18 protein-coding genes and 1 pseudogene are annotated in these 22,638 nt (G+C 63.6%); 15 read left to right on the top strand and 4 right to left on the bottom strand.

Going from position 1 to position 22,638, the window contains the following annotated elements; all coding sequences use genetic code 11:
* Window positions 1-228 precede the first annotated feature (228 nt).
* From LT948_RS26030 to fabY, 15 genes and pseudogenes are all read left to right on the top strand, one after another.
* Window positions 229-1,371: a PIN domain-containing protein gene (locus LT948_RS26030; RefSeq protein ID WP_073657410.1), complete on the top strand. Its 1,143-nt coding sequence runs from the start codon at window positions 229-231 to the stop codon at window positions 1,369-1,371.
* A 471-nt stretch (window positions 1,372-1,842) separates the two neighbouring features.
* Window positions 1,843-2,901 (top strand): dTDP-glucose 4,6-dehydratase, encoded by a 1,059-nt coding sequence (gene rfbB / locus LT948_RS26025; RefSeq protein ID WP_073657411.1) that lies wholly within the window; start codon window positions 1,843-1,845, stop codon window positions 2,899-2,901.
* The gene (gene rfbD / locus LT948_RS26020) at window positions 2,898-3,806 is read left to right on the top strand and encodes a dTDP-4-dehydrorhamnose reductase (RefSeq protein WP_073657412.1); all 909 of its coding nucleotides are present in this window, start codon (window positions 2,898-2,900) and stop codon (window positions 3,804-3,806) included. The genes rfbB and rfbD overlap by 4 nt, the downstream gene beginning before the upstream one ends.
* Window positions 3,803-4,684, top strand: coding sequence for a glucose-1-phosphate thymidylyltransferase RfbA (gene rfbA, locus LT948_RS26015; RefSeq protein WP_003096181.1), 882 nt, complete (start codon window positions 3,803-3,805; stop codon window positions 4,682-4,684). Before rfbD ends, rfbA begins: the two co-directional genes overlap by 4 nt.
* Window positions 4,684-5,229, top strand: a complete 546-nt coding sequence (gene rfbC, locus LT948_RS26010; protein ID WP_073657413.1) for a dTDP-4-dehydrorhamnose 3,5-epimerase — start codon at window positions 4,684-4,686, stop codon at window positions 5,227-5,229. Before rfbA ends, rfbC begins: the two co-directional genes overlap by 1 nt.
* A 59-nt stretch (window positions 5,230-5,288) precedes the next feature.
* Window positions 5,289-7,127, top strand: a complete 1,839-nt coding sequence (gene dctB / locus LT948_RS26005; protein ID WP_049875018.1) for a two-component system sensor histidine kinase DctB — start codon at window positions 5,289-5,291, stop codon at window positions 7,125-7,127.
* The gene (gene dctD, locus LT948_RS26000) at window positions 7,124-8,512 is read left to right on the top strand and encodes a two-component system response regulator DctD (protein ID WP_003096187.1); all 1,389 of its coding nucleotides are present in this window, start codon (window positions 7,124-7,126) and stop codon (window positions 8,510-8,512) included. The genes dctB and dctD overlap by 4 nt, the downstream gene beginning before the upstream one ends.
* Window positions 8,513-8,752: 240 nt before the next feature.
* Window positions 8,753-9,748: a C4-dicarboxylate TRAP substrate-binding protein DctP gene (gene dctP / locus LT948_RS25995; protein WP_003105525.1), complete on the top strand. Its 996-nt coding sequence runs from the start codon at window positions 8,753-8,755 to the stop codon at window positions 9,746-9,748.
* 18 nt (window positions 9,749-9,766) lie between these two features.
* Window positions 9,767-10,399, top strand: a complete 633-nt coding sequence (dctQ, locus tag LT948_RS25990) for a C4-dicarboxylate TRAP transporter small permease protein DctQ (RefSeq protein WP_003096191.1) — start codon at window positions 9,767-9,769, stop codon at window positions 10,397-10,399.
* Window positions 10,396-11,758 (top strand): annotated as a pseudogene (gene dctM, locus LT948_RS25985) (C4-dicarboxylate TRAP transporter large permease protein DctM). Before dctQ ends, dctM begins: the two are co-directional and overlap by 4 nt.
* A gap of 797 nt (window positions 11,759-12,555) precedes the next feature.
* Window positions 12,556-14,004: an arginine-ornithine antiporter gene (gene arcD, locus LT948_RS25980; RefSeq protein WP_003141893.1), complete on the top strand. Its 1,449-nt coding sequence runs from the start codon at window positions 12,556-12,558 to the stop codon at window positions 14,002-14,004.
* A 21-nt stretch (window positions 14,005-14,025) separates the two neighbouring features.
* Window positions 14,026-15,282 (top strand): arginine deiminase, encoded by a 1,257-nt coding sequence (gene arcA, locus LT948_RS25975; protein WP_003111744.1) that lies wholly within the window; start codon window positions 14,026-14,028, stop codon window positions 15,280-15,282.
* A 79-nt stretch (window positions 15,283-15,361) separates the two neighbouring features.
* Window positions 15,362-16,372 carry an ornithine carbamoyltransferase gene (locus LT948_RS25970; protein ID WP_003096197.1) on the top strand — a complete coding sequence of 337 codons (1,011 nt, stop codon included), beginning with the start codon at window positions 15,362-15,364 and terminating at the stop codon, window positions 16,370-16,372.
* 60 nt (window positions 16,373-16,432) lie between these two features.
* Window positions 16,433-17,365: a carbamate kinase gene (gene arcC / locus LT948_RS25965; RefSeq protein WP_003096199.1), complete on the top strand. Its 933-nt coding sequence runs from the start codon at window positions 16,433-16,435 to the stop codon at window positions 17,363-17,365.
* Between the two features lie 452 nt (window positions 17,366-17,817).
* On the top strand, window positions 17,818-19,722 hold the full coding sequence (gene fabY, locus LT948_RS25960) for a beta-ketoacyl-ACP synthase FabY (RefSeq protein WP_019681080.1): 1,905 nt from the start codon (window positions 17,818-17,820) through the stop codon (window positions 19,720-19,722).
* Between the two features lie 49 nt (window positions 19,723-19,771).
* Here fabY and LT948_RS25955 read toward each other — a convergent pair whose 3' ends face one another.
* From LT948_RS25955 to nudE, 4 genes are all read right to left on the bottom strand, one after another.
* Window positions 19,772-20,002: a hypothetical protein gene (locus tag LT948_RS25955; protein WP_123809160.1), complete on the bottom strand. Its 231-nt coding sequence runs from the start codon at window positions 20,000-20,002 to the stop codon at window positions 19,772-19,774.
* 61 nt (window positions 20,003-20,063) lie between these two features.
* Entirely contained in the window at window positions 20,064-20,765 is a 702-nt protein-coding gene (locus tag LT948_RS25950) for a hypothetical protein (RefSeq protein WP_073657416.1), read from the bottom strand.
* A 403-nt stretch (window positions 20,766-21,168) separates the two neighbouring features.
* Entirely contained in the window at window positions 21,169-21,990 is an 822-nt protein-coding gene (cysQ, locus tag LT948_RS25945; protein WP_003135988.1) for a 3'(2'),5'-bisphosphate nucleotidase CysQ, read from the bottom strand.
* Window positions 21,987-22,553 carry an ADP compounds hydrolase NudE gene (nudE, locus tag LT948_RS25940; RefSeq protein ID WP_003135989.1) on the bottom strand — a complete coding sequence of 189 codons (567 nt, stop codon included), beginning with the start codon at window positions 22,551-22,553 and terminating at the stop codon, window positions 21,987-21,989. The genes cysQ and nudE overlap by 4 nt, the downstream gene beginning before the upstream one ends.
* Window positions 22,554-22,638: the final 85 nt, after the last annotated feature.

Below are 22,638 nucleotides of genomic sequence, written 5' to 3'. Positions count from 1 at the left end.
AGGGCCTACTAACTAGGCAGCGGTACTAAAACTGGGGGCAGGTCAAGCGGCCAACGCGATGAAGCCATGCTGGACATTTACGACTTCAGCCTCCCTCGCGTGTCACCTTCAGTTGACTAACTCACGCTTGCGGTTAGCGCTTGACTGCTAAACCGGCTCTCTACCATGCTTGAGCTAGTATGGTGGCGTAGCCATAATGAAACCTGATCACTTTACAAGGACGGCTCCATGCCCAAAGGAAACCCAACTGCAGCTCAGCTATGGGCAGGTGATGTCTCTTTTTTCTCCCTTGATACGGATGTAATCCAAGCTGCAGGCTACAACTTCAACGCTGGCGCACTCAAGCTTCTACCCACGCAACTTCCCGACACAATGTCGCTTAACATGTCTGAAGTTGTAGCCCAAGAAATAGTTTCACATCGGATGGAGAGCATTAAGAAGGCGACCGAGCAATTCAGGGGCGCCTCCAACGATCTGAAACGCTTAGCCCAGGTCGAAATGTCGGGCATTGACGGAGATTTCGATAAATTATCTGTCGAAGAAGCCGCTTCGAAGTATTACTACAAACAAATCTCAGACTATGTAGACACCTGCGGGGGAACTATCCTACAAATAGACGGAATTCGCCTGACAGAGCGATTATTTCGTCTCTATTTTGAATCACGTCCACCATTCGAAGAGCGCAGGGCAAAAAAGTCCGAATTCCCCGATGCGACCTCCTTACTCATTCTTGAGGACTTTGCGCGAGACAACCGCACGATGGGCGTGGTGGCATCCGCCGATGAAGGCTGGAGCAAGTTCGCGGACGCCTCAGAGTATTTGTATTGTGTTAGGTCAATTGACGAACTGGCTGCTCTATTTGCTGCCACTGGCAACTATGCGAAAGAGGTCGAAAAACGAGTTTCCGACGCTGTCCAAGAAGAAAAATCATCACTACGCGATAAACTCCACGATGCACTAGTTGAACACATCGAAGCTTCCGAGTGGACCGCTAATGATGTGACAGGCGGCACGGTGGCGCGAGTTGAGGCATATGTATACGAGAAAGAATTAATCTCCTATGAGATCGACCACACCGAGGTGTGGGAAGGTAAGGAAAAGAAAAGCTGGGTCATCGAACTCAATGTCAGCGTAAAAGTGAAACTTCACCTAGATGTGGAGTTCTACGCTTGGGATTCCATTGATCGAGAAGAAATTTCGCTAGGTTCCGATTCATTCCCCACCGAAAACACAATTGAGGTTGAAGTGTTTTTCACATGCTCAGGTGTGGAGGAAGGCACCCCGCCTGAGGATTGGCAGATCGAAATAGAAATTGCCAATGGGCTTTACGAGTGCGATCCGGTTGATGTGGAACCAGATTTCTACGACTGACTCCACCTCTTACTTCCACAGCCGGCACGACAAGACGATCCAATCGTCTCGCTAGAGCCGGCTGCCCTTCTCCCTGCTCAGTTTCCCACGTACCAGCGCGATACGACTCCAGCACTGCCGCAGTCCCTATCGAGGCGAGCACGTACCAAAACCACACGTAACCTTTTGATTTTTAAACAGTGAGCATAGTCCTTGTAATCAGTAGGTCCCGGGTTCGACTCCTGGTGCCGGCACCACGAATCCCCGAAAAGCCCCGCCTCGCGCGGGGCTTTTTTGTTTTATCCTCCTACCTGCCGCCCGATGATGGCACTTCGCATAGAATGCCGGGTCAGATGCACCTACCAGATCTGGGGTTGGCAGGATCGCCATTTTTCCCGTACTAATCGTCGTCTTCACGATCGATTGGTACACCTTGGCGGGACGTGTCGAAGCAGCCCTACGGACAACCACTGCTTGAACAAGGTATGACTCATGACGATTCTCGTGACCGGCAGCGCCGGCTTCATCGGCGCCAATTTCGTGCTCGACTGGCTGGCCCTGCATGACGAGCCGGTGGTCAGCCTCGACAAGCTCACCTACGCCGGCAACCGGCAGAACCTCGCCAGCCTCGACGGCGACGCCCGGCACACCTTCGTCGCCGGCGATATCGGCGATAGCCAGCTGGTAGCCCGCCTGCTCGCCGAGCACCAGCCGCGGGCGATCCTCAACTTCGCCGCGGAATCCCATGTGGACCGCTCGATCCACGGCCCCGAGGACTTCATCCAGACCAACATCGTCGGCACCTTCCGCCTGCTGGAAGAAGTGCGCGCCTACTGGGGCGCGCTGGAGCCGGAAGCGAAGGCGGCATTCCGCCTCCTCCACGTCTCCACCGACGAAGTCTATGGCTCGCTGGCACCGAGCGATCCGGCCTTCACCGAGAACAACCGCTACGAGCCGAACAGTCCCTACTCGGCGTCCAAGGCGGCCTCCGACCACCTGGTGCGGGCCTATCACCACACCTACGGGCTGCCGGTGCTGACCACCAACTGCTCGAACAACTACGGCCCCTACCACTTCCCGGAAAAGCTCATCCCACTGGTGATCCACAACGCCCTGGCCGGCAAGCCGCTGCCGATCTACGGCGACGGCCAGCAGATCCGCGACTGGCTCTACGTCAAGGACCATTGCAGCGCCATCCGCCGGGTCCTCGAAGCCGGGCAACTGGGCGAGACCTACAATGTCGGCGGCTGGAACGAAAAGGCCAACCTCGACGTGGTCGAGACCCTCTGCGCCATCCTCGACCAGGAGCAGCCGCGCGCCGACGGCCGCAGCTATCGCGAGCAGATCACCTTCGTCAAGGATCGTCCGGGCCATGATCGCCGCTACGCCATCGATGCCACGCGCCTGGAGCGCGAGCTGGGCTGGAAGCCGGCGGAAACCTTCGAGACCGGCATCCGCAAGACCGTGCGCTGGTACCTGGACAACCAGGACTGGGTGGCCAACGTAACCAGCGGTGCCTACCGCGAGTGGGTGGGTAAGCAGTACGCATGAACCGGATCCTTCTCCTCGGCGCCAACGGCCAGGTCGGCTGGGAGCTGCAGCGCGCCCTGGCGCCGCTGGGCGAACTGCTGGTCTGCGACCGCCGGCGCGCCGATCTCGCCGACCCCGAAGGCCTGGCGCGACTGGTTCGCGCCGAGCGGCCGCAGTTCATCGTCAACGCCGGCGCCTACACCGCGGTGGACAAGGCCGAGAGCGATGCCGACAACGCCCGCCTGATCAATGCCCGCGCCGTCGCGGTACTGGCCGAGGAGGCCGCGGCCTGCGGCGCCTGGCTGGTGCATTACTCCACGGACTACGTGTTCGACGGCGCGGGCAGCGCGCCTTTCGCCGAGGACGCGCCGACCGGCCCGCTGAGCGTCTACGGGCAGACCAAGCTGGAAGGCGAGCAGGCCATCCGCGCCAGCGGCTGCCGCCACCTGATCTTCCGCACCAGCTGGGTCTACGCCGCGCGCGGCGGGAACTTCGCCAAGACCATGCTGCGCCTGGCCGGGCAACGCGACGAACTCAAGGTCGTGGCCGACCAGTTCGGCGCGCCGACCAGCGCCGAGCTGATCGCCGACGTCACCGCCCAGGTCCTGCAGCGCCTGCGCTGGGACGCCGAGCTGGCAGCACGGGCCAGCGGCACCTACCACCTGGTCGCCAGCGGCGAGACGTCCTGGCACCTCTATGCGCGCTTCGTCATCGAACAGGCGCTGGAGCGGGGCTGGGAGTTGCAGGCGACGCCGCAGCGGGTCCTGCCGATTGCCACCGAGGATTACCCGGTGCCGGCGAAGCGCCCGGCCAATTCGCGCCTCGACAACCACAAGCTGCAACAGGTCTTCGGCCTGGTACTGCCCGACTGGCGCTACCATGCCGGACGCATGATCCAGGAACTGAGCGAGCAGGGACCACTATGAAACGCAAGGGCATCATCCTCGCCGGAGGCTCGGGCACCCGCCTGCACCCGGCAACGCTGGCCATCTCCAAGCAGCTGCTGCCGGTGTACGACAAGCCGATGATCTACTACCCGCTCAGTACCCTGATGCTGGCGGGCATCCGCGAGATACTGATCATCTCGACCCCACAGGACACCCCACGCTTCCAGCAGTTGCTGGGCGACGGTTCGAACTGGGGCCTGGACCTGCAATATGCCGTGCAACCGTCGCCGGACGGCCTGGCCCAGGCCTTCCTGATCGGCGAGTCGTTCATCGGCAACGACCTCAGCGCGCTGGTCCTGGGCGACAACCTCTATTACGGCCACGACTTCCACGAGTTGCTCGGCAGCGCTTCGCAGCGCCAGACCGGCGCCAGCGTCTTCGCCTACCACGTGCTGGACCCGGAGCGCTACGGCGTGGTCGAGTTCGACCAGGGCGGCAAGGCCATCAGCCTGGAAGAGAAGCCACTGAAGCCGAAGTCGAACTACGCGGTCACCGGCCTGTATTTCTACGACCAGCAGGTGGTGGACATCGCGAGGGACCTGAAGCCTTCACCGCGCGGCGAGCTGGAGATCACCGACGTCAACCGCGCCTACCTGGAGCGCGGCCAGCTCAGCGTGGAGATCATGGGCCGCGGCTACGCCTGGCTGGATACCGGCACCCACGATTCGCTGCTCGAGGCCGGCCAGTTCATCGCCACCCTGGAGAACCGCCAGGGACTCAAGGTGGCCTGCCCGGAAGAGATCGCCTACCGGCAGAAGTGGATCGACGCCGCGCAACTGGAAAAACTCGCCGCGCCGCTGGCCAAGAACGGCTACGGCCAATACCTCAAGCGCCTGCTGACCGAGACCGTGTACTGATGAAAGCGACCCGCCTGGCAATCCCCGACGTCATCCTCTTCGAACCCCGGGTGTTCGGCGACGATCGCGGATTCTTCTTCGAAAGCTACAACCAGCGCGCCTTCGAGGAGGCCTGCGGTCATCCGGTCAGCTTCGTCCAGGACAACCATTCGCGTTCCGCCCGTGGCGTCCTCCGCGGCCTGCACTACCAGATCCGGCAAGCCCAGGGAAAACTGGTGCGCGCCACCCTCGGCGAGGTATTCGACGTGGCCGTCGACCTGCGTCGCGGCTCGCCGACCTTCGGCCACTGGGTAGGCGAACGCCTGAGCGCGGAGAACAAGCGCCAGATGTGGATTCCGGCCGGCTTCGCGCACGGCTTCGTGGTGCTCAGCGAATACGCCGAGTTCCTCTACAAGACCACCGACTTCTGGGCGCCGGAACACGAACGCTGCATCGCCTGGAACGATCCCGAGCTGAAGATCGACTGGCCGCTGCAGGATGCCCCCCTGCTTTCGGAGAAGGACCGCCAGGGCAAGGCATTCGCCGACGCCGACTGCTTCCCCTGAACGGCAGGGAGCGACCGGCCTCGGCGCAAGGCGTGATAATTTAGGGCATCCCGTCCGGGATGCCCCGGATACTCGCAGCCACGACAGGTTCGTTCGTCTTGAAAGCCTATTTCCATCGCTGGCGCTCGCTGGTCATCCTCGCCCTGCTTCTCGCGCCGCTGCTCTGGCCCCTGCAATATTTCGCCGAGCGCTACTACAGCGAGCAGTTGGCCGAGCAGAACCGCCAGACGCTCGACCTCTACGTCGCCAACCTGCTCGGCACGCTGCGCCGCTACGAAGAACTGCCGCAGATCCTCGGCGGCCTGCCGGTGCTGCGCCAGGCCCTGCAACAACCTGGCGACCCGCTGCTGCAGAAGATCGCCAACGAGGCGCTGGCCGACATCCGCCGACGCACCGGCGCCGACGTGATCTACCTGCTGCAACCGGACGGCACCACCCAGGTCGCCTCCAACTGGGCCCAGGCGGACAGTTTCGTCCACCGCAACTTCGCCTTCCGCCCCTATTATCGCGAGGCCATGCAGGGCCGCCTGGCGCGCTTCTTCGGCCTGGGCACCACCTCGATCAAGCGCGGCTACTACTTCGCCAGTGCGGTGAAGGAAGGCTCGCGGATCATCGGCGTGCTGGTGGTGAAGGTCGATCTCGAACACATCGAACGGCTCTGGGGCAATTCCCCGGAGCAACTGCTGGTGATAGACAACTACGGCGTGGTGATCCTCTCCTCGCGCGAGGATTGGCGCTTCCATGCCAGTCGGCCGCTGAGCGCGGCGGAGCGCGACGAGATCCACGCCAACATCCCCTACCCGGTGCAGGACCCGAAGCCCCTGCGCCTGCAACAGAGCGCCTGGCTCAGCCAGAGCCGGACGCTGCCGGAAACCGGCTGGACGGTGAGCATCTACGCCCCCCGCACCCTCATCGAACGGCCGGTGCGCAGCGTCCTGCTGATCGGCGGCGCGACCCTGCTCGCCCTGCTCCTGCTGCTTACCCTGCTGACCCTCAGCCGCCGTCACTACCTGGACCGCATCGCTCTCGAGGCCGAGGCCAAGCGCCAGTTGGAAGAGCGCGTACTGGAACGCACCCGCGAGCTGGAGAACGCCAACGCGCAGTTGCAGCAGGAAGTCCACGAACGCGAGCAGGCCCAGCGCGAGCTGATGCGCGCCCAGGACGAAGTGGTCCAGGCCGGCAAGCTCACGGCCCTCGGCACCATGTCGGCGAGCATCAGTCACGAACTCAACCAGCCGCTGGCGGCGATCCGCAGCTACGCCGACAACGCCCGGGTGCTGCTCGACCACCAGCGCACCGAGGACGCCCGCGGCAATCTCGAGCAGATCAGCGACCTCACCACCCGCATGGCCTCGATCATCGCCCACCTCAAGGCCTATGCCCGCGGTGCGCGCCGGGCGCCGGAGAACGTGCAGTTGCAGCCGGCGATCGAGGACGCCCTGTCGATGCTCGCCAGTCGGCGGCGGGCGATGAACGTCGAACTGCTGCGCGACGTGCCGGACGCCCCGCTGTGGGTCCAGGCCGGCGAGACCCGCTTGCGGCAGATCCTCGGCAACCTGCTCACCAATGCCCTCGACGCGCTCGCCGAGAAAGCTCCGCCACGGCGCCTATGGGTGATCGCCAGCCAGGACCAGCACGGCGTGATCCTGACCCTGCGCGACAACGGCCCGGGGTTTTCCGAGGACGCCCTGGCCCACGCCCACGAACCCTTCTTCACCACCAAGACCACCGCCAAAGGGCTCGGCCTCGGCCTGGCCATCTGCGATAACCTATTGCGCGCCCTCGGCGGCCGCCTGGAAATGGGCAACCATCTCGAAGGCGGCGCCGTGGTGCGCCTGCACTTGCTGCCGGGAGTTCCCGGCGTCGCCGCCATGCCCCAGGAGGAAACCCGCGCATGAGTCCCTTCGCGCCATTCGATGCCCAGACCCAGGTCCTGCTGATCGACGACGATCCGCACCTGCGCCAGGCCCTGCGCCAGACGCTCGACCTCGCCGGGCTCAAGGTCGCGACCCTGGACGACGCGCGCCAGCTGGATACCGCGCAGTGCAAGGACTGGCCCGGGGTGGTGGTCAGCGACATCCGCATGCCCGGCATCGATGGCATGGAACTGCTCCGCCAATTGCACGAACAGGACGCCGACCTGCCGGTGATCCTGATCACCGGCCACGGCGACGTGCCGCTGGCGGTCCAGGCCATGCGCGGCGGCGCCTACGACTTCCTGGAAAAGCCCTTTCCCAGCGACGCCCTGCTCGACAGCGTGCGCCGCGCCCTGGAGGTGCGCCGGCTGGTCCTGGAGAACCGCACCCTGCGCCTGGCCCTGGCCGAACGCCACGAACTGCATGGGCGCCTGATCGGACGCTCGGCCGGCATGCAGCGCCTGCGCGAGCAGGTCGGCTCGCTGGCGGCGATCCAGGCCGACGTGCTGGTCCTTGGCGAAACCGGCGCCGGCAAGGAGGTGGTCGCGCGGGCCCTGCATGACCTGTCGAGCCGACGCGACGGACCGTTCGTCGCGATCAACGCCGGCGCTCTCGCCGAATCGGTGGTGGAAAGCGAACTGTTCGGCCACGAGGCCGGCGCCTTCACCGGCGCGCAGAAGCGCCGCATCGGCAAGTTCGAGTACGCCAATGGCGGCACCCTGTTCCTCGACGAGATCGAGAGCATGAGCCTGGACGTGCAGGTCAAGCTGTTGCGCCTGCTGCAGGAACGGGTAGTCGAGCGGCTCGGCTCCAACCAGCTGATCCCGCTGGATATCCGCATCATCGCGGCAACCAAGGAAGACCTGCGCCAGGCCGCCGACCAGGGCCGCTTCCGCGCCGACCTCTATTACCGCCTCAACGTCGCCAGCTTGCGCATCCCACCGCTGCGCGAGCGCGGCGAGGACATCCCGCTGCTGTTCCGCCATTTCGCCGAAGCCGGCGCCATGCGCCATGGCCTGACGCCACGCGAACTGGACGCCGGCCAGTCGGCGCGGCTGCTGGCCTACGACTGGCCGGGCAACGTGCGCGAATTGCAGAACGCCGCCGAGCGCTTCGCCCTGGGCCTCGGCCTGAGCCTGGACGATGGAGTCCTGCCCGACGCCGCCGACGAGCCGCACAACCTCAGCGCCAAGGTCGAGGCCTTCGAACGCTCGCTGATCGCCGCCGAGCTGGAACGCCCGCACAATTCGCTGCGCAGCGTCGCCGAGGCCCTCGGTATCCCGCGCAAGACCCTGCACGACAAGCTGCGCAAGCACGGCCTGCCGTTCAACACGCCTGGCGAGAATCCGCCAGATGATGGCGAATGAATGGCGGAATACCGCCAGCCGTTCGCCATTCGCGCCCGCAGCATCTCCCCTGCACGCCCTTGCCCGACTGGCACAGGGCTTGCTCACTGCTTCCCGAGCGTTCCAACAAGCAGAAGACCAGGCGCTTTTCCGATTCACGCAGCATCTGCCGCTGCGCTGCCTAGACTTCCCTTGTTCGGCCACGCCGAGAGGACATCTGTCCTCTTCATAAAAGACAGACAAGAACAAAGAGGAAGTCTCATGCTCAAGCACACCGCGAAGGCGCTCGTCTGCGCACTTTCCCTGACCGTCGCCGGAATCGTCCAGGCGGCCGACCCGATCGTCATCAAGTTCTCCCACGTCGTCGCCGAGCACACGCCCAAGGGCCAGGGCGCGCTGCTGTTCAAGAAACTGGTGGAGGAACGCCTGCCGGGCAAGGTCAAGGTGGAGGTCTACCCGAATTCGTCGCTGTTCGGCGACGGCAAGGAAATGGAGGCCCTGCTGCTGGGCGACGTGCAGATCATCGCGCCGTCGCTGGCCAAGTTCGAGCAGTACACCAAGAAACTGCAGATCTTCGACCTGCCGTTCCTGTTCGACAACATCCAGGCGGTCGACCGCTTCCAGCAGAGCCCGCAGGGCAAGGAGCTGCTGACCTCGATGCAGGACAAGGGCATCACCGGCCTCGGCTACTGGCACAACGGGATGAAGCAGTTGTCCGCCAACAAGCCCCTGCGCGAGCCGAAGGACGCCCGCGGCCTGAAGTTCCGCGTGCAGGCCTCCAAGGTGCTCGAGGAACAGTTCAAGGCGGTGCGCGCCAACCCGCGCAAGATGAGCTTCGCCGAGGTCTACCAGGGCCTGCAGACCGGCGTGGTCAACGGTACCGAGAACCCCTGGTCGAACATCTACTCGCAGAAGATGCACGAAGTGCAGAAGTACATCACCGAATCCGACCACGGCGTGCTGGACTACATGGTGATCACCAACACCAAGTTCTGGAACGGCCTGCCGGAAGACGTGCGCGGCGTTCTGGCCAAGACCATGGACGAGGTGACCGTGGAGGTGAACAAGCAGGCCGAGGCGCTCAACCAGGGCGACAAGCAGCGCATCGTCGAGGCCAAGACCAGCGAGATCATCGAACTCACTCCCGAACAGCGGGCCGAATGGCGCAAGGCCATGCAGCCGGTGTGGAAGAAGTTCGAAGGTGAGATCGGCGCCGACCTGATCAAGGCCGCCGAAGCCGCCAACCAGGCTCAATAAGAAGAAGAGGGAAAGCCCATGCACGCGCTCGCGCGCGTCTGGGCGCGCCTGGAGGAAGGCCTGATCGCCTTCCTCCTCGCCGCCATGACGCTGGTTACCTTCGTTTATGTGGTCCTCAACAACCTCTACACGCTGTTCTACGATCTCGCCGACCTCTGGGAGGGCGGCAACGAGACGCTGCTCGCCATCGGCGACGCCATCCTCAGCCTGGCCCAGGAGATGACCTGGAGCAACGCCCTGACCAAGGCCCTGTTCGCCTGGCTGATCTTCCTCGGCATCGCCTACGGCGTACGCACCGCCGGGCACCTCGGCGTGGACGTGCTGGTGAAGCTGGCTTCGCGGCCGGTACAGCGGGTCCTCGGCGTGATCGCCTGCCTGGCCTGCCTCGGCTACGCCGGCCTGCTCTGCGTGGCCAGCTACGACTGGGTGAAGACCCTGTTCATCGCCGGCATCGGCGCCGAGGACCTCGACCACTTCGGCATCCGCCAATGGCACATCGGCCTGATCGTGCCGGTCGGTTTCGCCCTGGTGTTCATCCGTTTCGCCGAGATCCTCGTGCGCATCCTGCGCAACCGTCAGACCGGCCTGGGCCTGGCCGACGAGGCCGCCGACGCGCTGAAGCTGACCGAGCACGAGGAGCCGAAAGCATGACCATCCTGTTCCTCTTCCTGCTGCTGTTCCTGCTGATGTTCATCGGCGTGCCGATCGCCGTCTCCCTGGGGCTATCCGGTGCGCTGACGATCCTCCTGTTCAGCCCGGACTCGGTACGCTCGCTGGCGATCAAGCTGTTCGAGACCTCCGAGCACTACACCCTGCTGGCGATCCCGTTCTTCCTGCTCTCCGGCGCGTTCATGACCACCGGCGGGGTGGCGCGGCGCCTGATCGACTTCGCCAACGCCTGCGTCGGGCATATTCGCGGCGGCCTGGCGATCGCCGCGGTGCTCGCCTGCATGCTCTTCGCCGCGCTGTCCGGTTCCTCGCCGGCGACGGTGGCGGCGGTCGGCTCGATCGCCATCGCCGGCATGGTCCGTTCGGGCTACCCACAGGCGTTCGGCGCCGGGATCGTCTGCAACGCCGGCACCCTGGGCATCCTCATCCCACCGTCGATCGTCATGGTGGTCTATGCCGCGGCGACCGAAACCTCGGTCGGCAAGCTGTTCATGGCCGGCGTGGTCCCCGGACTATTGCTGGGCCTGATCCTGATGGTGGTGATCTACATCGTCGCCCGGGTCAAGAAGCTGCCGGCCATGCCGAGAGTCAGCCTTCGCGAATGGATCGCCAGCGCGCGCAAGGCGCTCTGGGGCCTGCTGCTGATGGTGATCATTCTCGGCGGCATCTATTCGGGCGCCTTCACCCCAACCGAGGCTGCCGCCGTCGCGGCCGTGTACTCGGCGTTCGTGGCGCTGTTCGTGTACAAGGACATGCGCCTGAAAGAGTGCCCGAAGGTGCTGCTGGAGTCTGGCAAGCTGACNGTTCGTGGCGCTGTTCGTGTACAAGGACATGCGCCTGAAAGAGTGCCCGAAGGTGCTGCTGGAGTCTGGCAAGCTGACCATCATGCTGATGTTCATCATCGCCAACGCCATGCTCTTCGCCCATGTGCTGACCACCGAGCAGATTCCGCAGAGTATCGCCGCCTGGGTCACCGACCTCGGGCTGTCGCCGTGGATGTTCCTGCTGGTGGTGAACATCGTGCTGCTGATCGCCGGCAACTTCATGGAGCCCTCGGCGATCATCCTGATCCTGGCACCGATCTTCTTCCCCATCGCCATGGAGCTGGGTATCGATCCGATCCACCTCGGCATCATCATGGTGGTGAACATGGAGATCGGCCTGATCACCCCGCCGGTCGGCCTCAACCTGTTCGTCACCTCGGCGGTCACCGGCATGCCGCTGGGCGCGACCATCCGCGCGGCGCTGCCGTGGCTGATGATCCTGCTGGTGTTCCTGATCATCGTGACCTACATCCCGGCGGTATCCATGGCATTGCCGAACTGGCTGGGGATGAGCTGACGGAACGGTAACGACGGCGGAAAACCCCGCCCTGTGCTCGGGCCTTCGGCAAAAATCCGCTTATGCCGTGGGCCCGTGCCCCGCAGTTGACGGGCCGGGCCACCTGTCGATGGCTGGCACGCCGCTTGCTCAATCGCTCGCAGTGCCCCTGGCACCGGCTTTCGGTTCGCCCGGCGAACCGCGCCCTTCGGCCACGAACCGGATGGCGGCCCCTTCCCCTGTGCCGACGTGCGCCAGCACGCGCGGCGGGTGGGCGGCGATCCCGTCCCCCCAGCGGTCTTCATACCCTGAAGTCCAAATGAAGAAGCCCGGCGAACGCCGGGCTTCTTCATTTCTGTCCTTGTGCTTTTTCGTTCTTTGATGAGAGCGGAAAATTATTTTTACTTATAAATAAAAAAGCACCTACACCGAAATACTGAAACACTTCTCTGGCAAACCGTGGCGGTTTTTCGGCGGACCGCCAACAAGCTGGCGAGCCCCCCTCCAAAAGTCAGAATACCGTCTCGCGAAATTCATTGATCGGCATCAACGATCCGGCTTGATCCGCGGCTTATAGCCCGATTTCGAGCAATTTCAAGCTTTCCCCGTAGCGGATGGCAAGACTTCCCCTATCACATGAAAAAACCGCCCTATTGCGGGCAGGTCTTAGATTCCTCTTCTATCTTTGGCACTCGCGACTTACAGGAATGCGTCATCTAATTACTTTGAGTAGGAAGCTATTGACGTGGATCAGCATTCAACAATAGCCGCTGCCGCCTAATGGCTTCACTCTCAATTCCTATAGGGAGATTCCGAAAATGTCCCAAGAATCCAGCCAAAAACTCCGACTAGGAGCGCTAACGGCTCTGGTTGTCGGCTCGATGATCGGAGGGGGCATCTTCTCCCTTCCGCAAAACATGGCAGCCAGCGCCGACGTCGGCGCCGTCCTGATCGGATGGGCGATCACCGCCGTCGGCATGCTCACCCTCGCTTTCGTCTTCCAGACCCTCGCCAACCGCAAGCCCGAACTCGACGGCGGCGTGTACGCCTACGCCAAGGCCGGCTTCGGCGACTACATGGGTTTCTCCTCGGCCTGGGGCTACTGGATCAGCGCCTGGCTGGGCAACGTCGGCTACTTCGTCCTGTTGTTCAGCACCCTCGGCTACTTCTTCCCGATCTTCGGCAAGGGCGACACCGTCGCCGCGATCGTCTGCGCCTCGGTCCTGCTCTGGGCCCTGCATTTCCTGGTGCTGCGCGGGATCAAGGAGGCGGCGTTCATCAACACCGTCACCACCGTGGCCAAGATCGTGCCGCTGTTCCTGTTCATCCTGATCTGCCTGTTCGCCTTCAAGCTGGACATCTTCACCGCCGACATCTGGGGCAAGAGCAACCCGGACCTGGGCAGCGTGATGAACCAGGTGCGCAACATGATGCTGGTCACCGTCTGGGTGTTCATCGGCATCGAGGGCGCGAGCATCTTCTCCTCCCGCGCGGAAAAACGTTCCGACGTCGGCAAGGCCACCGTGATCGGCTTCATCACCGTCCTGCTCCTGCTGGTGCTGGTCAACGTGCTGTCCATGGGCGTGATGACCCAGCCGGAACTGGCCAAGCTGCAGAACCCGTCGATGGCGCTGGTACTCGAGCATGTGGTCGGCCACTGGGGCGCCGTGCTGATCAGCGTCGGCCTGCTGATCTCGCTGCTGGGCGCGCTGCTCTCCTGGGTGCTGCTGTGCGCCGAGATCATGTTCGCCGCTGCCAAGGACCACACCATGCCGGAGTTCCTGCGCCGCGAGAACGCCAACCAGGTGCCGGCCAACGCCCTGTGGCTGACCAACATCTGCGTACAGGTGTTCCTGGTGGTGGTGTTCTTCACCTCGGGCGACCCGGACGGCATGGACCCGTACACCAAGATGCTGCTCCTGGCAACCTCGATGATCCTGATCCCGTACTTCTGGTCCGCCGCCTATGGCCTGCTGCTGACCCTGAAGGGCGAGACCTACGAGAACGATGCCCGCGAACGCAGCAAGGACCTGGTCATCGCCGGCATCGCTGTGGTCTACGCGGTCTGGCTGCTCTACGCCGGTGGCCTGAAGTACCTGCTGCTGTCCGCCCTGCTGTATGCGCCCGGCGCGATCCTCTTCGCCAAGGCCAAGCACGAGGTCGGCCAGCCGATCTTCACCGGAATCGAAAAACTGATCTTCGCCGCAGTCGTCATTGGCGCCCTGGTGGCTGCCTACGGCCTCTACGACGGTTTCCTCACCCTCTGATTACTCCACTGGAGACGTGAAATGAGCACGGAAAAAACCAAACTTGGCGTCCACTCCGAAGCCGGCAAACTGCGCAAAGTGATGGTCTGCTCGCCCGGACTCGCCCACCAGCGCCTGACCCCTAGCAACTGCGACGAGTTGCTGTTCGACGACGTGATCTGGGTGAACCAGGCCAAGCGCGACCACTTCGACTTCGTCACCAAGATGCGCGAGCGCGGCATCGACGTCCTCGAGATGCACAACCTGCTGACCGAGACCATCCAGAACCCGGAAGCGCTGAAGTGGATCCTCGATCGCAAGATCACCGCCGACAGCGTCGGCCTGGGCCTGACCAGCGAGCTGCGCTCCTGGCTGGAGAGCCTGGAGCCGCGCAAGCTGGCCGAGTACCTGATCGGCGGCGTCGCCGCTGACGACCTGCCCGCCAGCGAAGGCGCCAACATCCTCAAGATGTACCGCGAGTACCTGGGCCATTCCAGCTTCCTGCTGCCGCCGTTGCCGAACACCCAGTTCACCCGCGACACCACTTGCTGGATCTACGGCGGCGTGACCCTGAACCCGATGTACTGGCCGGCGCGACGACAGGAAACCCTGCTGACCACCGCCATCTACAAGTTCCACCCCGAGTTCGCCAACGCCGAGTTCGAGATCTGGTACGGCGACCCGGACAAGGACCACGGCTCCTCGACCCTGGAAGGCGGCGACGTGATGCCGATCGGCAACGGCGTGGTCCTGATCGGCATGGGCGAGCGCTCCTCGCGCCAGGCCATCGGTCAGGTCGCCCAGTCGCTGTTCGCCAAGGGCGCCGCCGAGCGGGTGATCGTCGCCGGCCTGCCGAAGTCCCGCGCCGCGATGCACCTGGACACCGTGTTCAGCTTCTGCGACCGCGACCTGGTCACGGTCTTCCCGGAAGTGGTCAAGGAAATCGTGCCCTTCAGCCTGCGCCCCGATCCGAGCAGCCCCTACGGCATGAACATCCGCCGCGAGGAGAAAACCTTCCTCGAAGTGGTCGCCGAATCCCTCGGCCTGAAGAAACTGCGCGTGGTCGAGACCGGCGGCAACAGCTTCGCCGCCGAGCGCGAGCAATGGGACGACGGTAACAACGTGGTCTGCCTGGAGCCGGGCGTGGTGGTCGGCTACGACCGCAACACCTACACCAACACCCTGCTGCGCAAGGCCGGCGTCGAGGTCATCACCATCAGCGCCAGCGAACTGGGTCGCGGTCGCGGCGGCGGCCACTGCATGACCTGCCCGATCGTCCGCGACCCGATCGACTACTGACAGACAACCCTCTCTCGAGCTGAACGGCGGCGTCCCCAGGAGGGGCGCCGCCCACCGACTTCCCACAAGGAGATCAATCATGGCTTTCAACATGCACAACCGTAACCTGCTCAGCCTGATGCACCACAGCACCCGCGAGCTGCGTTACCTGCTCGACCTGTCCCGCGACCTCAAGCGCGCCAAGTACACCGGCACCGAGCAGCAGCACCTGCAACGCAAGAACATCGCCCTGATCTTCGAGAAGACCTCCACCCGCACCCGCTGCGCCTTCGAGGTGGCCGCCTACGACCAGGGCGCCAACGTCACCTACATCGACCCGAACTCCTCGCAGATCGGCCACAAGGAGAGCATGAAGGACACCGCGCGGGTCCTCGGCCGGATGTACGACGCCATCGAGTACCGCGGCTTCAAGCAGGAAATCGTCGAGGAACTCGCGAAGTTCGCCGGCGTTCCGGTGTTCAACGGCCTGACCGACGAATACCACCCGACCCAGATGCTCGCCGACGTGCTGACCATGCGCGAGCATAGCGACAAGCCGCTGCACGACATCAGCTACGCCTACCTGGGCGACGCGCGCAACAACATGGGCAACTCCCTGCTGCTGATCGGCGCCAAGCTCGGCATGGACGTACGCATCGCCGCACCGAAGGCGCTCTGGCCGCACGACGAGTTCGTCGCCCAGTGCAAGAAATTCGCCGAGGAAAGCGGCGCCAAGCTGACCCTCACCGAGGATCCGAAGGAAGCCGTGAAGGGCGTGGACTTCGTCCACACCGACGTCTGGGTGTCGATGGGCGAGCCGGTGGAAGCCTGGGGCGAGCGGATCAAGGAACTGCTGCCCTACCAGGTCAACATGGAGATCATGAAGGCCACCGGCAACCCGCGGGCCAAGTTCATGCACTGCCTGCCGGCGTTCCACAACAGCGAGACCAAGGTCGGCAAGCAGATCGCCGAGCAGTATCCGAACCTGGCCAACGGCATCGAGGTGACCGAGGACGTCTTCGAGTCGCCCTACAACATCGCCTTCGAGCAGGCCGAGAACCGCATGCACACCATCAAGGCGATCCTCGTCTCGACCCTCGCCGACATCTGACCGCGCTCCTGCGCCCCGGCCCACGCGGCCGGGCGCAGCCGCCTTCCGGAGGTAACCTATATGCGTATCGTCGTCGCATTGGGCGGTAATGCCCTGCTACGCCGTGGCGAACCCATGACCGCGGACAACCAGCGGGAAAACGTGCGGATCGCCGCCGAACAGATCGCCAAGGTGGCGCCCGGCAACGAGCTGGTGATCGCCCACGGCAACGGCCCCCAGGTCGGCCTGCTGGCCCTCCAGGGGGCCGCCTACGACCAGGTCTCGCCCTACCCGCTGGACGTCCTCGGCGCGGAAACCGAGGGCATGATCGGCTACATGATCGAACAGGAGATGGGCAACCTGCTGCCGTTCGAAGTGCCGTTCGCCACCATCCTCACCCAGGTCGAGGTGGACGGTAAGGATCCGGCGTTCCAGAACCCGACCAAGCCGATCGGCCCGGTCTACTCCAGGGAAGAAGCCGAGCGCCTGGCCGCCGAGAAGGGCTGGAGCATCGCCCCGGACGGCGACAAGTTCCGCCGCGTGGTGCCCAGCCCGCGGCCGAAGCGGATCTTCGAGATCCGCCCGGTGAAGTGGCTGCTGGAGAAAGGCACCATCGTCATCTGCGCTGGCGGCGGCGGTATCCCGACCATGTACGACGAGGCCGGGAAGAAGCTCAGCGGCGTCGAGGCGGTGATCGACAAGGACCTCTGCTCCTCGCTGCTGGCCCAGGAGCTGGTGGCCGACATCCTGATCATCGCCACCGACGTCGACGCGGCCTACGTCGACTGGGGCAAGCCGACCCAGAAGGCCATCGCCCAGGCCCACCCGGACGAACTGGAGCGCCTCGGCTTCGCCGCCGGCTCCATGGGACCGAAGGTCCAGGCCGCCATCGAGTTCGCCCGCGCCACCGGCAAGGACGCGGTGATCGGTTCGCTCGCGGACATCGTCGCGATCACCGAGGGCAAGGCGGGAACGCGGGTCAGCACGCGCAAGGCGGGCATCGAGTACCGCTGATACACCACCCCCAGGGCCGCTTCGCGGCCCTTCTTCATTCTCCTCTGCCGGCATCGGGCGAAGGGCGGATAGCGCCACGCGTCATCCGCCGCCTCCGCGGACGCCCCGGCGCCGCGCCTCTGCGCGCGGACTTTCAAGCAAGTCCCGCAACACTCGCCCACGCACCACCTCTGCCAACAGCCCGGCCATGGGCGTCAATCCCCCCACGGCAGACCGCCAGCACTTGTGGAAAGCCCACGCAACGCGGTATTCAGTAGGAAAATACGTGACTCGATAGTCATGATTCACGTCAGCATAGTCACCCTGATCATTTCAACGGCCACTGGCTCGTGCCCGGGTCCGTGAAGCTCGCCTCGCCGACGGGAAAGGCCGCCATCGCCGCCACGCGCTTCCCGCTCCGGACCAGGCAGCAGCCCGGCACGCGAACGACTATTCGAAGGAGTTTCTGAGTGATGTCTCGACTACCGGTCATTGTTGGTTTCGGTGGCTACAACGCAGCAGGCCGTAGTTCCTTCCACCACGGCTTCCGTCGCATGGTCATCGAATCGATGGACCCGCAGGCGCGCCAGGAAACCCTAGCCGGCCTGGCGGTCATGATGAAACTGGTCAAGGCCGAAGGCGGCCGCTACCTGGCCGAAGACGGCACGCCGCTGTCCCCGGAGGACATCGAGCGGCGCTACGCCGAACGTATCTTCGCCTCTACCCTGGTGCGGCGCATCGAACCGCAGTACCTCGACCCGGATGCCGTCCACTGGCACAAGGTCCTCGAGCTGTCCCCTGCCGAAGGCCAGGCGCTGACCTTCAAGGCCTCGCCCAAGCAATTGCCCGAGCCGCTGCCGGCCAACTGGTCGATCGCTCCCGCGGAGGATGGCGAGGTACTGGTGAGCATCCACGAGCGCTGCGAGTTCAAGGTCGACAGCTACCGTGCGCTGACGGTGAAGTCCGCTGGCCAGCTGCCCACCGGTTTCGAACCGGGCGAGCTGTACAACTCGCGCTTCCACCCGCGCGGCCTGCAGATGTCGGTGGTCGCCGCGACCGACGCGATCCGCTCCACCGGCATCGACTGGAAGACCATCGTCGACAACGTCCAGCCCGACGAGATCGCGGTGTTCTCCGGCAGCATCATGAGCCAGCTCGACGACAACGGTTTCGGCGGCCTGATGCAATCCCGCCTGAAGGGCCACCGGGTCTCGGCCAAGCAACTGCCGCTGGGCTTCAACAGCATGCCCACCGATTTCATCAATGCCTACGTGCTCGGCAGCGTCGGCATGACCGGCAGCATCACAGGCGCCTGCGCCACCTTCCTCTACAACCTGCAGAAGGCTATCGACGTCATCACCAGCGGCCAGGCCCGGGTGGTCATCGTCGGCAACAGCGAGGCGCCGATCCTGCCGGAGTGCATCGAGGGCTACAGCGCCATGGGCGCACTGGCCACCGAAGAAGGCCTGCGCCTGATCGAAGGCCGCGACGACGTGGACTTCCGCCGCGCCAGCCGGCCGTTCGGCGAGAACTGCGGCTTCACCCTGGCCGAGTCCAGCCAATACGTAGTGCTGATGGACGACGAACTGGCCCTGCGCCTGGGCGCGGATATCCACGGCGCGGTAACCGACGTGTTCATCAACGCCGACGGTTTCAAGAAGTCCATCTCCGCCCCCGGCCCGGGCAACTACCTGACGGTAGCCAAGGCGGTGGCCAGCGCGGTGCAGATCGTCGGCCTGGACACCGTGCGCCACGCCAGCTTCGTCCACGCCCACGGCTCCAGCACGCCGGCCAACCGGGTCACCGAATCGGAAATCCTCGACCGCGTGGCCAGCGCCTTCGGCATCGACGGCTGGCCGGTCACCGCGGTGAAGGCCTACGTCGGCCACTCCCTGGCCACCGCCAGCGCCGACCAGCTGATCTCCGCCCTAGGCACCTTCAAGTACGGCATCCTCCCTGGGATCAAGACCATCGACAAGGTCGCCGACGACGTCCACCAGCAGCGCCTGAGCATCTCCAATCGCGACATGCGCCAGGACAAGCCGCTGGAGGTGTGCTTCATCAACTCCAAGGGCTTCGGCGGCAACAACGCCAGCGGCGTGGTGCTGTCGCCGCGAATCGCCGAGAAGATGCTGCGCAAGCGCCATGGCCAAGCGGCCTTCGCCGCCTACGTCGAGAAGCGCGAGCAGACCCGCGCCGCCGCCCGCGCCTACGACCAGCGCGCGCTGCAGGGCGACCTGGAGATCATCTACAACTTCGGCCAGGACCTGATCGACGAGCACGCCATCGAGGTCAGCGCCGAACAGGTGACGGTGCCCGGCTTCAGCCAGCCGCTGGTATACAAGAAGGACGCGCGTTTCAGCGACATGCTCGACTGAGCGCCGCCACAACGGCAAAGGCCCGGCTAGAAGACCGGGCCTTTTCGTTTCAGTGCAGCGCGCGCGCCAGTTGGATCAGTTCGCTGCGCCACTCGGCGAGCCTATCTGGATGCGCTGGATCAGGTGATGGCCAGTTCCAGCGTTTCACCGACAGCCGCTGGAAGTTCACGGGTACGATGCCGATCTGGACTTCCAGCGTCCCATGGATGAACAAACAGCGACGAGGTTCCTGGCGGAGCTGAAAAAGCACGGATCGGCCAATTTTGACATCAAGTTCCACGGTGAAGCTCCCATTGAGTTATCAGGCACTGGATATCCGTTCTGATAGCCCCTCGAAACACCTATTTATTGACAGGTGTTTTCTCATCGCTGGAGGAAAGCACATAGTAAAAAAATACGAACCCCAGCCATAGGGGAAGCATTGCCTCATAATCCCCACTGAAAAAAGAGCAGGCAAACCCTACCAGCCAAACCGCAAGAAGAATTCCACTCAACACCTGTGTGGTCTTACTGCGAAATATCAGTCCTCCAGAGGTACTACGCCAACCTAGAATCAGCAACGGCAGGAGCATAAAACAGACGGTAAAGGCGACCGCGCAAGAGATAAACCAGGAAACTACTATATTGTCCCTCCACGTTGGATACAGCATTCTATCCAGACTCAAAGAGGTTGCTAAAACTTCTGAAAGCACAATGAAAACTGGAGTCGCCAAATAGAGAAAAACCAAAAGCACACGACTTCTCCTCACGACTACCGGAGATGGCAGGAAGAATATAGCGAGCGCCAAAATAAGCGCACAAATCGAATACCGCTCCAGATAGATCTTATCGGTAAGCTGCCGGAGCAACTCGCCTTGAAATTTCTCTTCAGCGGTCAGTCTTGAAGCATAGTCATTCATATTCTCAGGATAGATATCTGCCAACACCTCATAACTTTTTAAAACATCCATGCCCAACGAAGCTGAGAATAGATAAATCGATACGCTCGCCATCACAGCCGCAGCTAAAACACGAAAACGATAGATCGATGGATATATTGGCATAGTGCCCTCCCGCAAACGCGAGAACTCTACGCTCTACATGCTCTCCCCGTGTGCGATTACGATGGAGTTTTCATGGAGCCCATGATCCTCCCCAGGCTTCGGAAAAAATCACACAGGAACTTACTCAGGCGCCACCCCTATCGGCACCGGCCGACAGCTCAACGAAAAGCCCCGCTCATGCGGTCATGCCGTTCACCAAAGTGAATATTTGGTGAGCCACTGCCGAATCCCGCTGTCAGTCATCTGCTGCGGGCTATTTGCATGTTTTCTGTCAGCCCGAGCGGGCAAAACATCGTAATCTCCCATAGAGACCAGAAAACAGATCAGAAAAACGCCGCGCCCCAATTGGGGCGCGGCGTTTTTCTTAAGTAAACAGCATTAGGGTTCGACCAGCTCTTTCGTTTCAGTGCAGCGCGCGCGCCAGTTGGATCAGCTCGTTGCGCCACTCGGCAGCGCGCGGCAGGGCCAGGAATGAGCCGTTGAGGTAGTCCTCGCGCGGCTCGTAGGTGAATGGCGCGCCATGCAGGTCGAGCACCTCGCCGCCGGCGCCTTCCAGCACACCCTGGGCGGCGGCCGTGTCCCATTGCGAGGTTGGCGTCAGGCGCGGATAGCAGTCGGCAGCGCCCTCGGCCAGCAGGCAGAACTTCAGCGAACTGCCGATGCTGGCTCGCCGCAGGTCGCCGAAGCGCTCGCTCAAGCCATCCAGCAGGCGCTCCTGGGCCGGGCTGCCGTGGCGCTTGCTGGCCACCACGGTGAAGGCCTCCTCGGGCTCCAGGCGCACACTGATCGGTTGCGCGCCGCCATCGGCCTCCTCGCGCCAGGCACCGAGACCGGCGCCACCGTAGTAGCAGCGGCCGCTCACCGGCACGCCGACCAGGCCGAACAGCACCCGGCCATCCTCGACCAGGGCCACGTTGACGGTGAACTCCTCGCTACCGGAGATGAACTCCTTGGTGCCGTCCAGCGGGTCCACCAGCCACCAGCGCCGCCAGTGGCCGCGCTCGCTCAGCGGTATCTCGCAATCCTCTTCGGAAAGCACCGGAATGTCCGGCGCCAGCGCCCGCAATCCCGCCTCCAATATATGGTGCGCGGCCAGGTCGGCGGCAGTCACCGGCGATTCGTCGGCCTTCGAGCGCACCGCCACGTCGGCGCGCCAGTGCGGCAGGATCGCCTCGCCGGCGCGCCGCACCAGCGCCACCAATTCGCCCCAAGGCACCGGCCTCATGCCTGGTACTCGCCGCGCTGGGTGAGCAGGTCGCGCACCAGGTACAGCGCGGCCAGGGCGCGGCCTTCGCTGAACTGGGCGTGCTGGGCCAGGCTCGAGAGTTCGCGCAGGCTGATGCGATCGACGCTCATCGGCTCCGGCTCGTCGCCCGGCAGGCGCTCCTCGTAGAGGTCGCGCGCCAGCACCACCTGGATGCGCTGGCTCATGTAGCCCGGCGACAGCGACAGTTCGGTGATGTGCTCCAGTTGCCGGGCACCGTAGCCCGCTTCCTCCTTGAGTTCGCGGTTGGCCGCCGCGAGGATGTCCTCGCCCGGCTCGACCAGGCCCTTGGGCAGCGACAACTGGTATTCGTCGACCCCGGCGCAATATTCCTCCACCAGCACCGCGTGCTCGGCATCGAGCATGGCCACCACCATCACCGCACCGTAGCCCTGGCCCTTGCCGACCAGACGCTCGTAGGTGCGCTCGACGCCATTGCTGAAGCGCAGTTGCAACTCCTCGACAGCGAACAGTCGGCTCTTCGCGACGATCTCGCTGGCGAGTACGGTGGGTTTCTGACGCATGTGGATAACTCCTTGGCGAAGCCGGCGGGTTATCATACCCCGGCTTTTCCGATTATCCCTGTCGGAGATTGATGGGAAGCGACAG

Source organism: Pseudomonas sp. CP-1 (assembly GCF_021213715.1).
In the GTDB taxonomy this organism is placed as follows: Bacteria; Pseudomonadota; Gammaproteobacteria; order Pseudomonadales; family Pseudomonadaceae; genus Pseudomonas; species Pseudomonas aeruginosa.
This window is presented reverse-complemented; position numbering and strand designations above follow the sequence as displayed.

Coding starts and splice junctions, on each gene's coding strand:
- LT948_RS26030 (WP_073657410.1), top strand. CDS start 229: ATGCCCAAAGGAAACCCAACTGCAGCTCAGCTATGGGCAGGTGATGTC.
- rfbB (WP_073657411.1), top strand. CDS start 1,843: ATGACGATTCTCGTGACCGGCAGCGCCGGCTTCATCGGCGCCAATTTC.
- rfbD (WP_073657412.1), top strand. CDS start 2,898: ATGAACCGGATCCTTCTCCTCGGCGCCAACGGCCAGGTCGGCTGGGAG.
- rfbA (WP_003096181.1), top strand. CDS start 3,803: ATGAAACGCAAGGGCATCATCCTCGCCGGAGGCTCGGGCACCCGCCTG.
- rfbC (WP_073657413.1), top strand. CDS start 4,684: ATGAAAGCGACCCGCCTGGCAATCCCCGACGTCATCCTCTTCGAACCC.
- dctB (WP_049875018.1), top strand. CDS start 5,289: ATGCCCCGGATACTCGCAGCCACGACAGGTTCGTTCGTCTTGAAAGCC.
- dctD (WP_003096187.1), top strand. CDS start 7,124: ATGAGTCCCTTCGCGCCATTCGATGCCCAGACCCAGGTCCTGCTGATC.
- dctP (WP_003105525.1), top strand. CDS start 8,753: ATGCTCAAGCACACCGCGAAGGCGCTCGTCTGCGCACTTTCCCTGACC.
- dctQ (WP_003096191.1), top strand. CDS start 9,767: ATGCACGCGCTCGCGCGCGTCTGGGCGCGCCTGGAGGAAGGCCTGATC.
- arcD (WP_003141893.1), top strand. CDS start 12,556: ATGTCCCAAGAATCCAGCCAAAAACTCCGACTAGGAGCGCTAACGGCT.
- arcA (WP_003111744.1), top strand. CDS start 14,026: ATGAGCACGGAAAAAACCAAACTTGGCGTCCACTCCGAAGCCGGCAAA.
- LT948_RS25970 (WP_003096197.1), top strand. CDS start 15,362: ATGGCTTTCAACATGCACAACCGTAACCTGCTCAGCCTGATGCACCAC.
- arcC (WP_003096199.1), top strand. CDS start 16,433: ATGCGTATCGTCGTCGCATTGGGCGGTAATGCCCTGCTACGCCGTGGC.
- fabY (WP_019681080.1), top strand. CDS start 17,818: ATGTCTCGACTACCGGTCATTGTTGGTTTCGGTGGCTACAACGCAGCA.
- LT948_RS25950 (WP_073657416.1), bottom strand. CDS start 20,765: ATGCCAATATATCCATCGATCTATCGTTTTCGTGTTTTAGCTGCGGCT.
- cysQ (WP_003135988.1), bottom strand. CDS start 21,990: ATGAGGCCGGTGCCTTGGGGCGAATTGGTGGCGCTGGTGCGGCGCGCC.
- nudE (WP_003135989.1), bottom strand. CDS start 22,553: ATGCGTCAGAAACCCACCGTACTCGCCAGCGAGATCGTCGCGAAGAGC.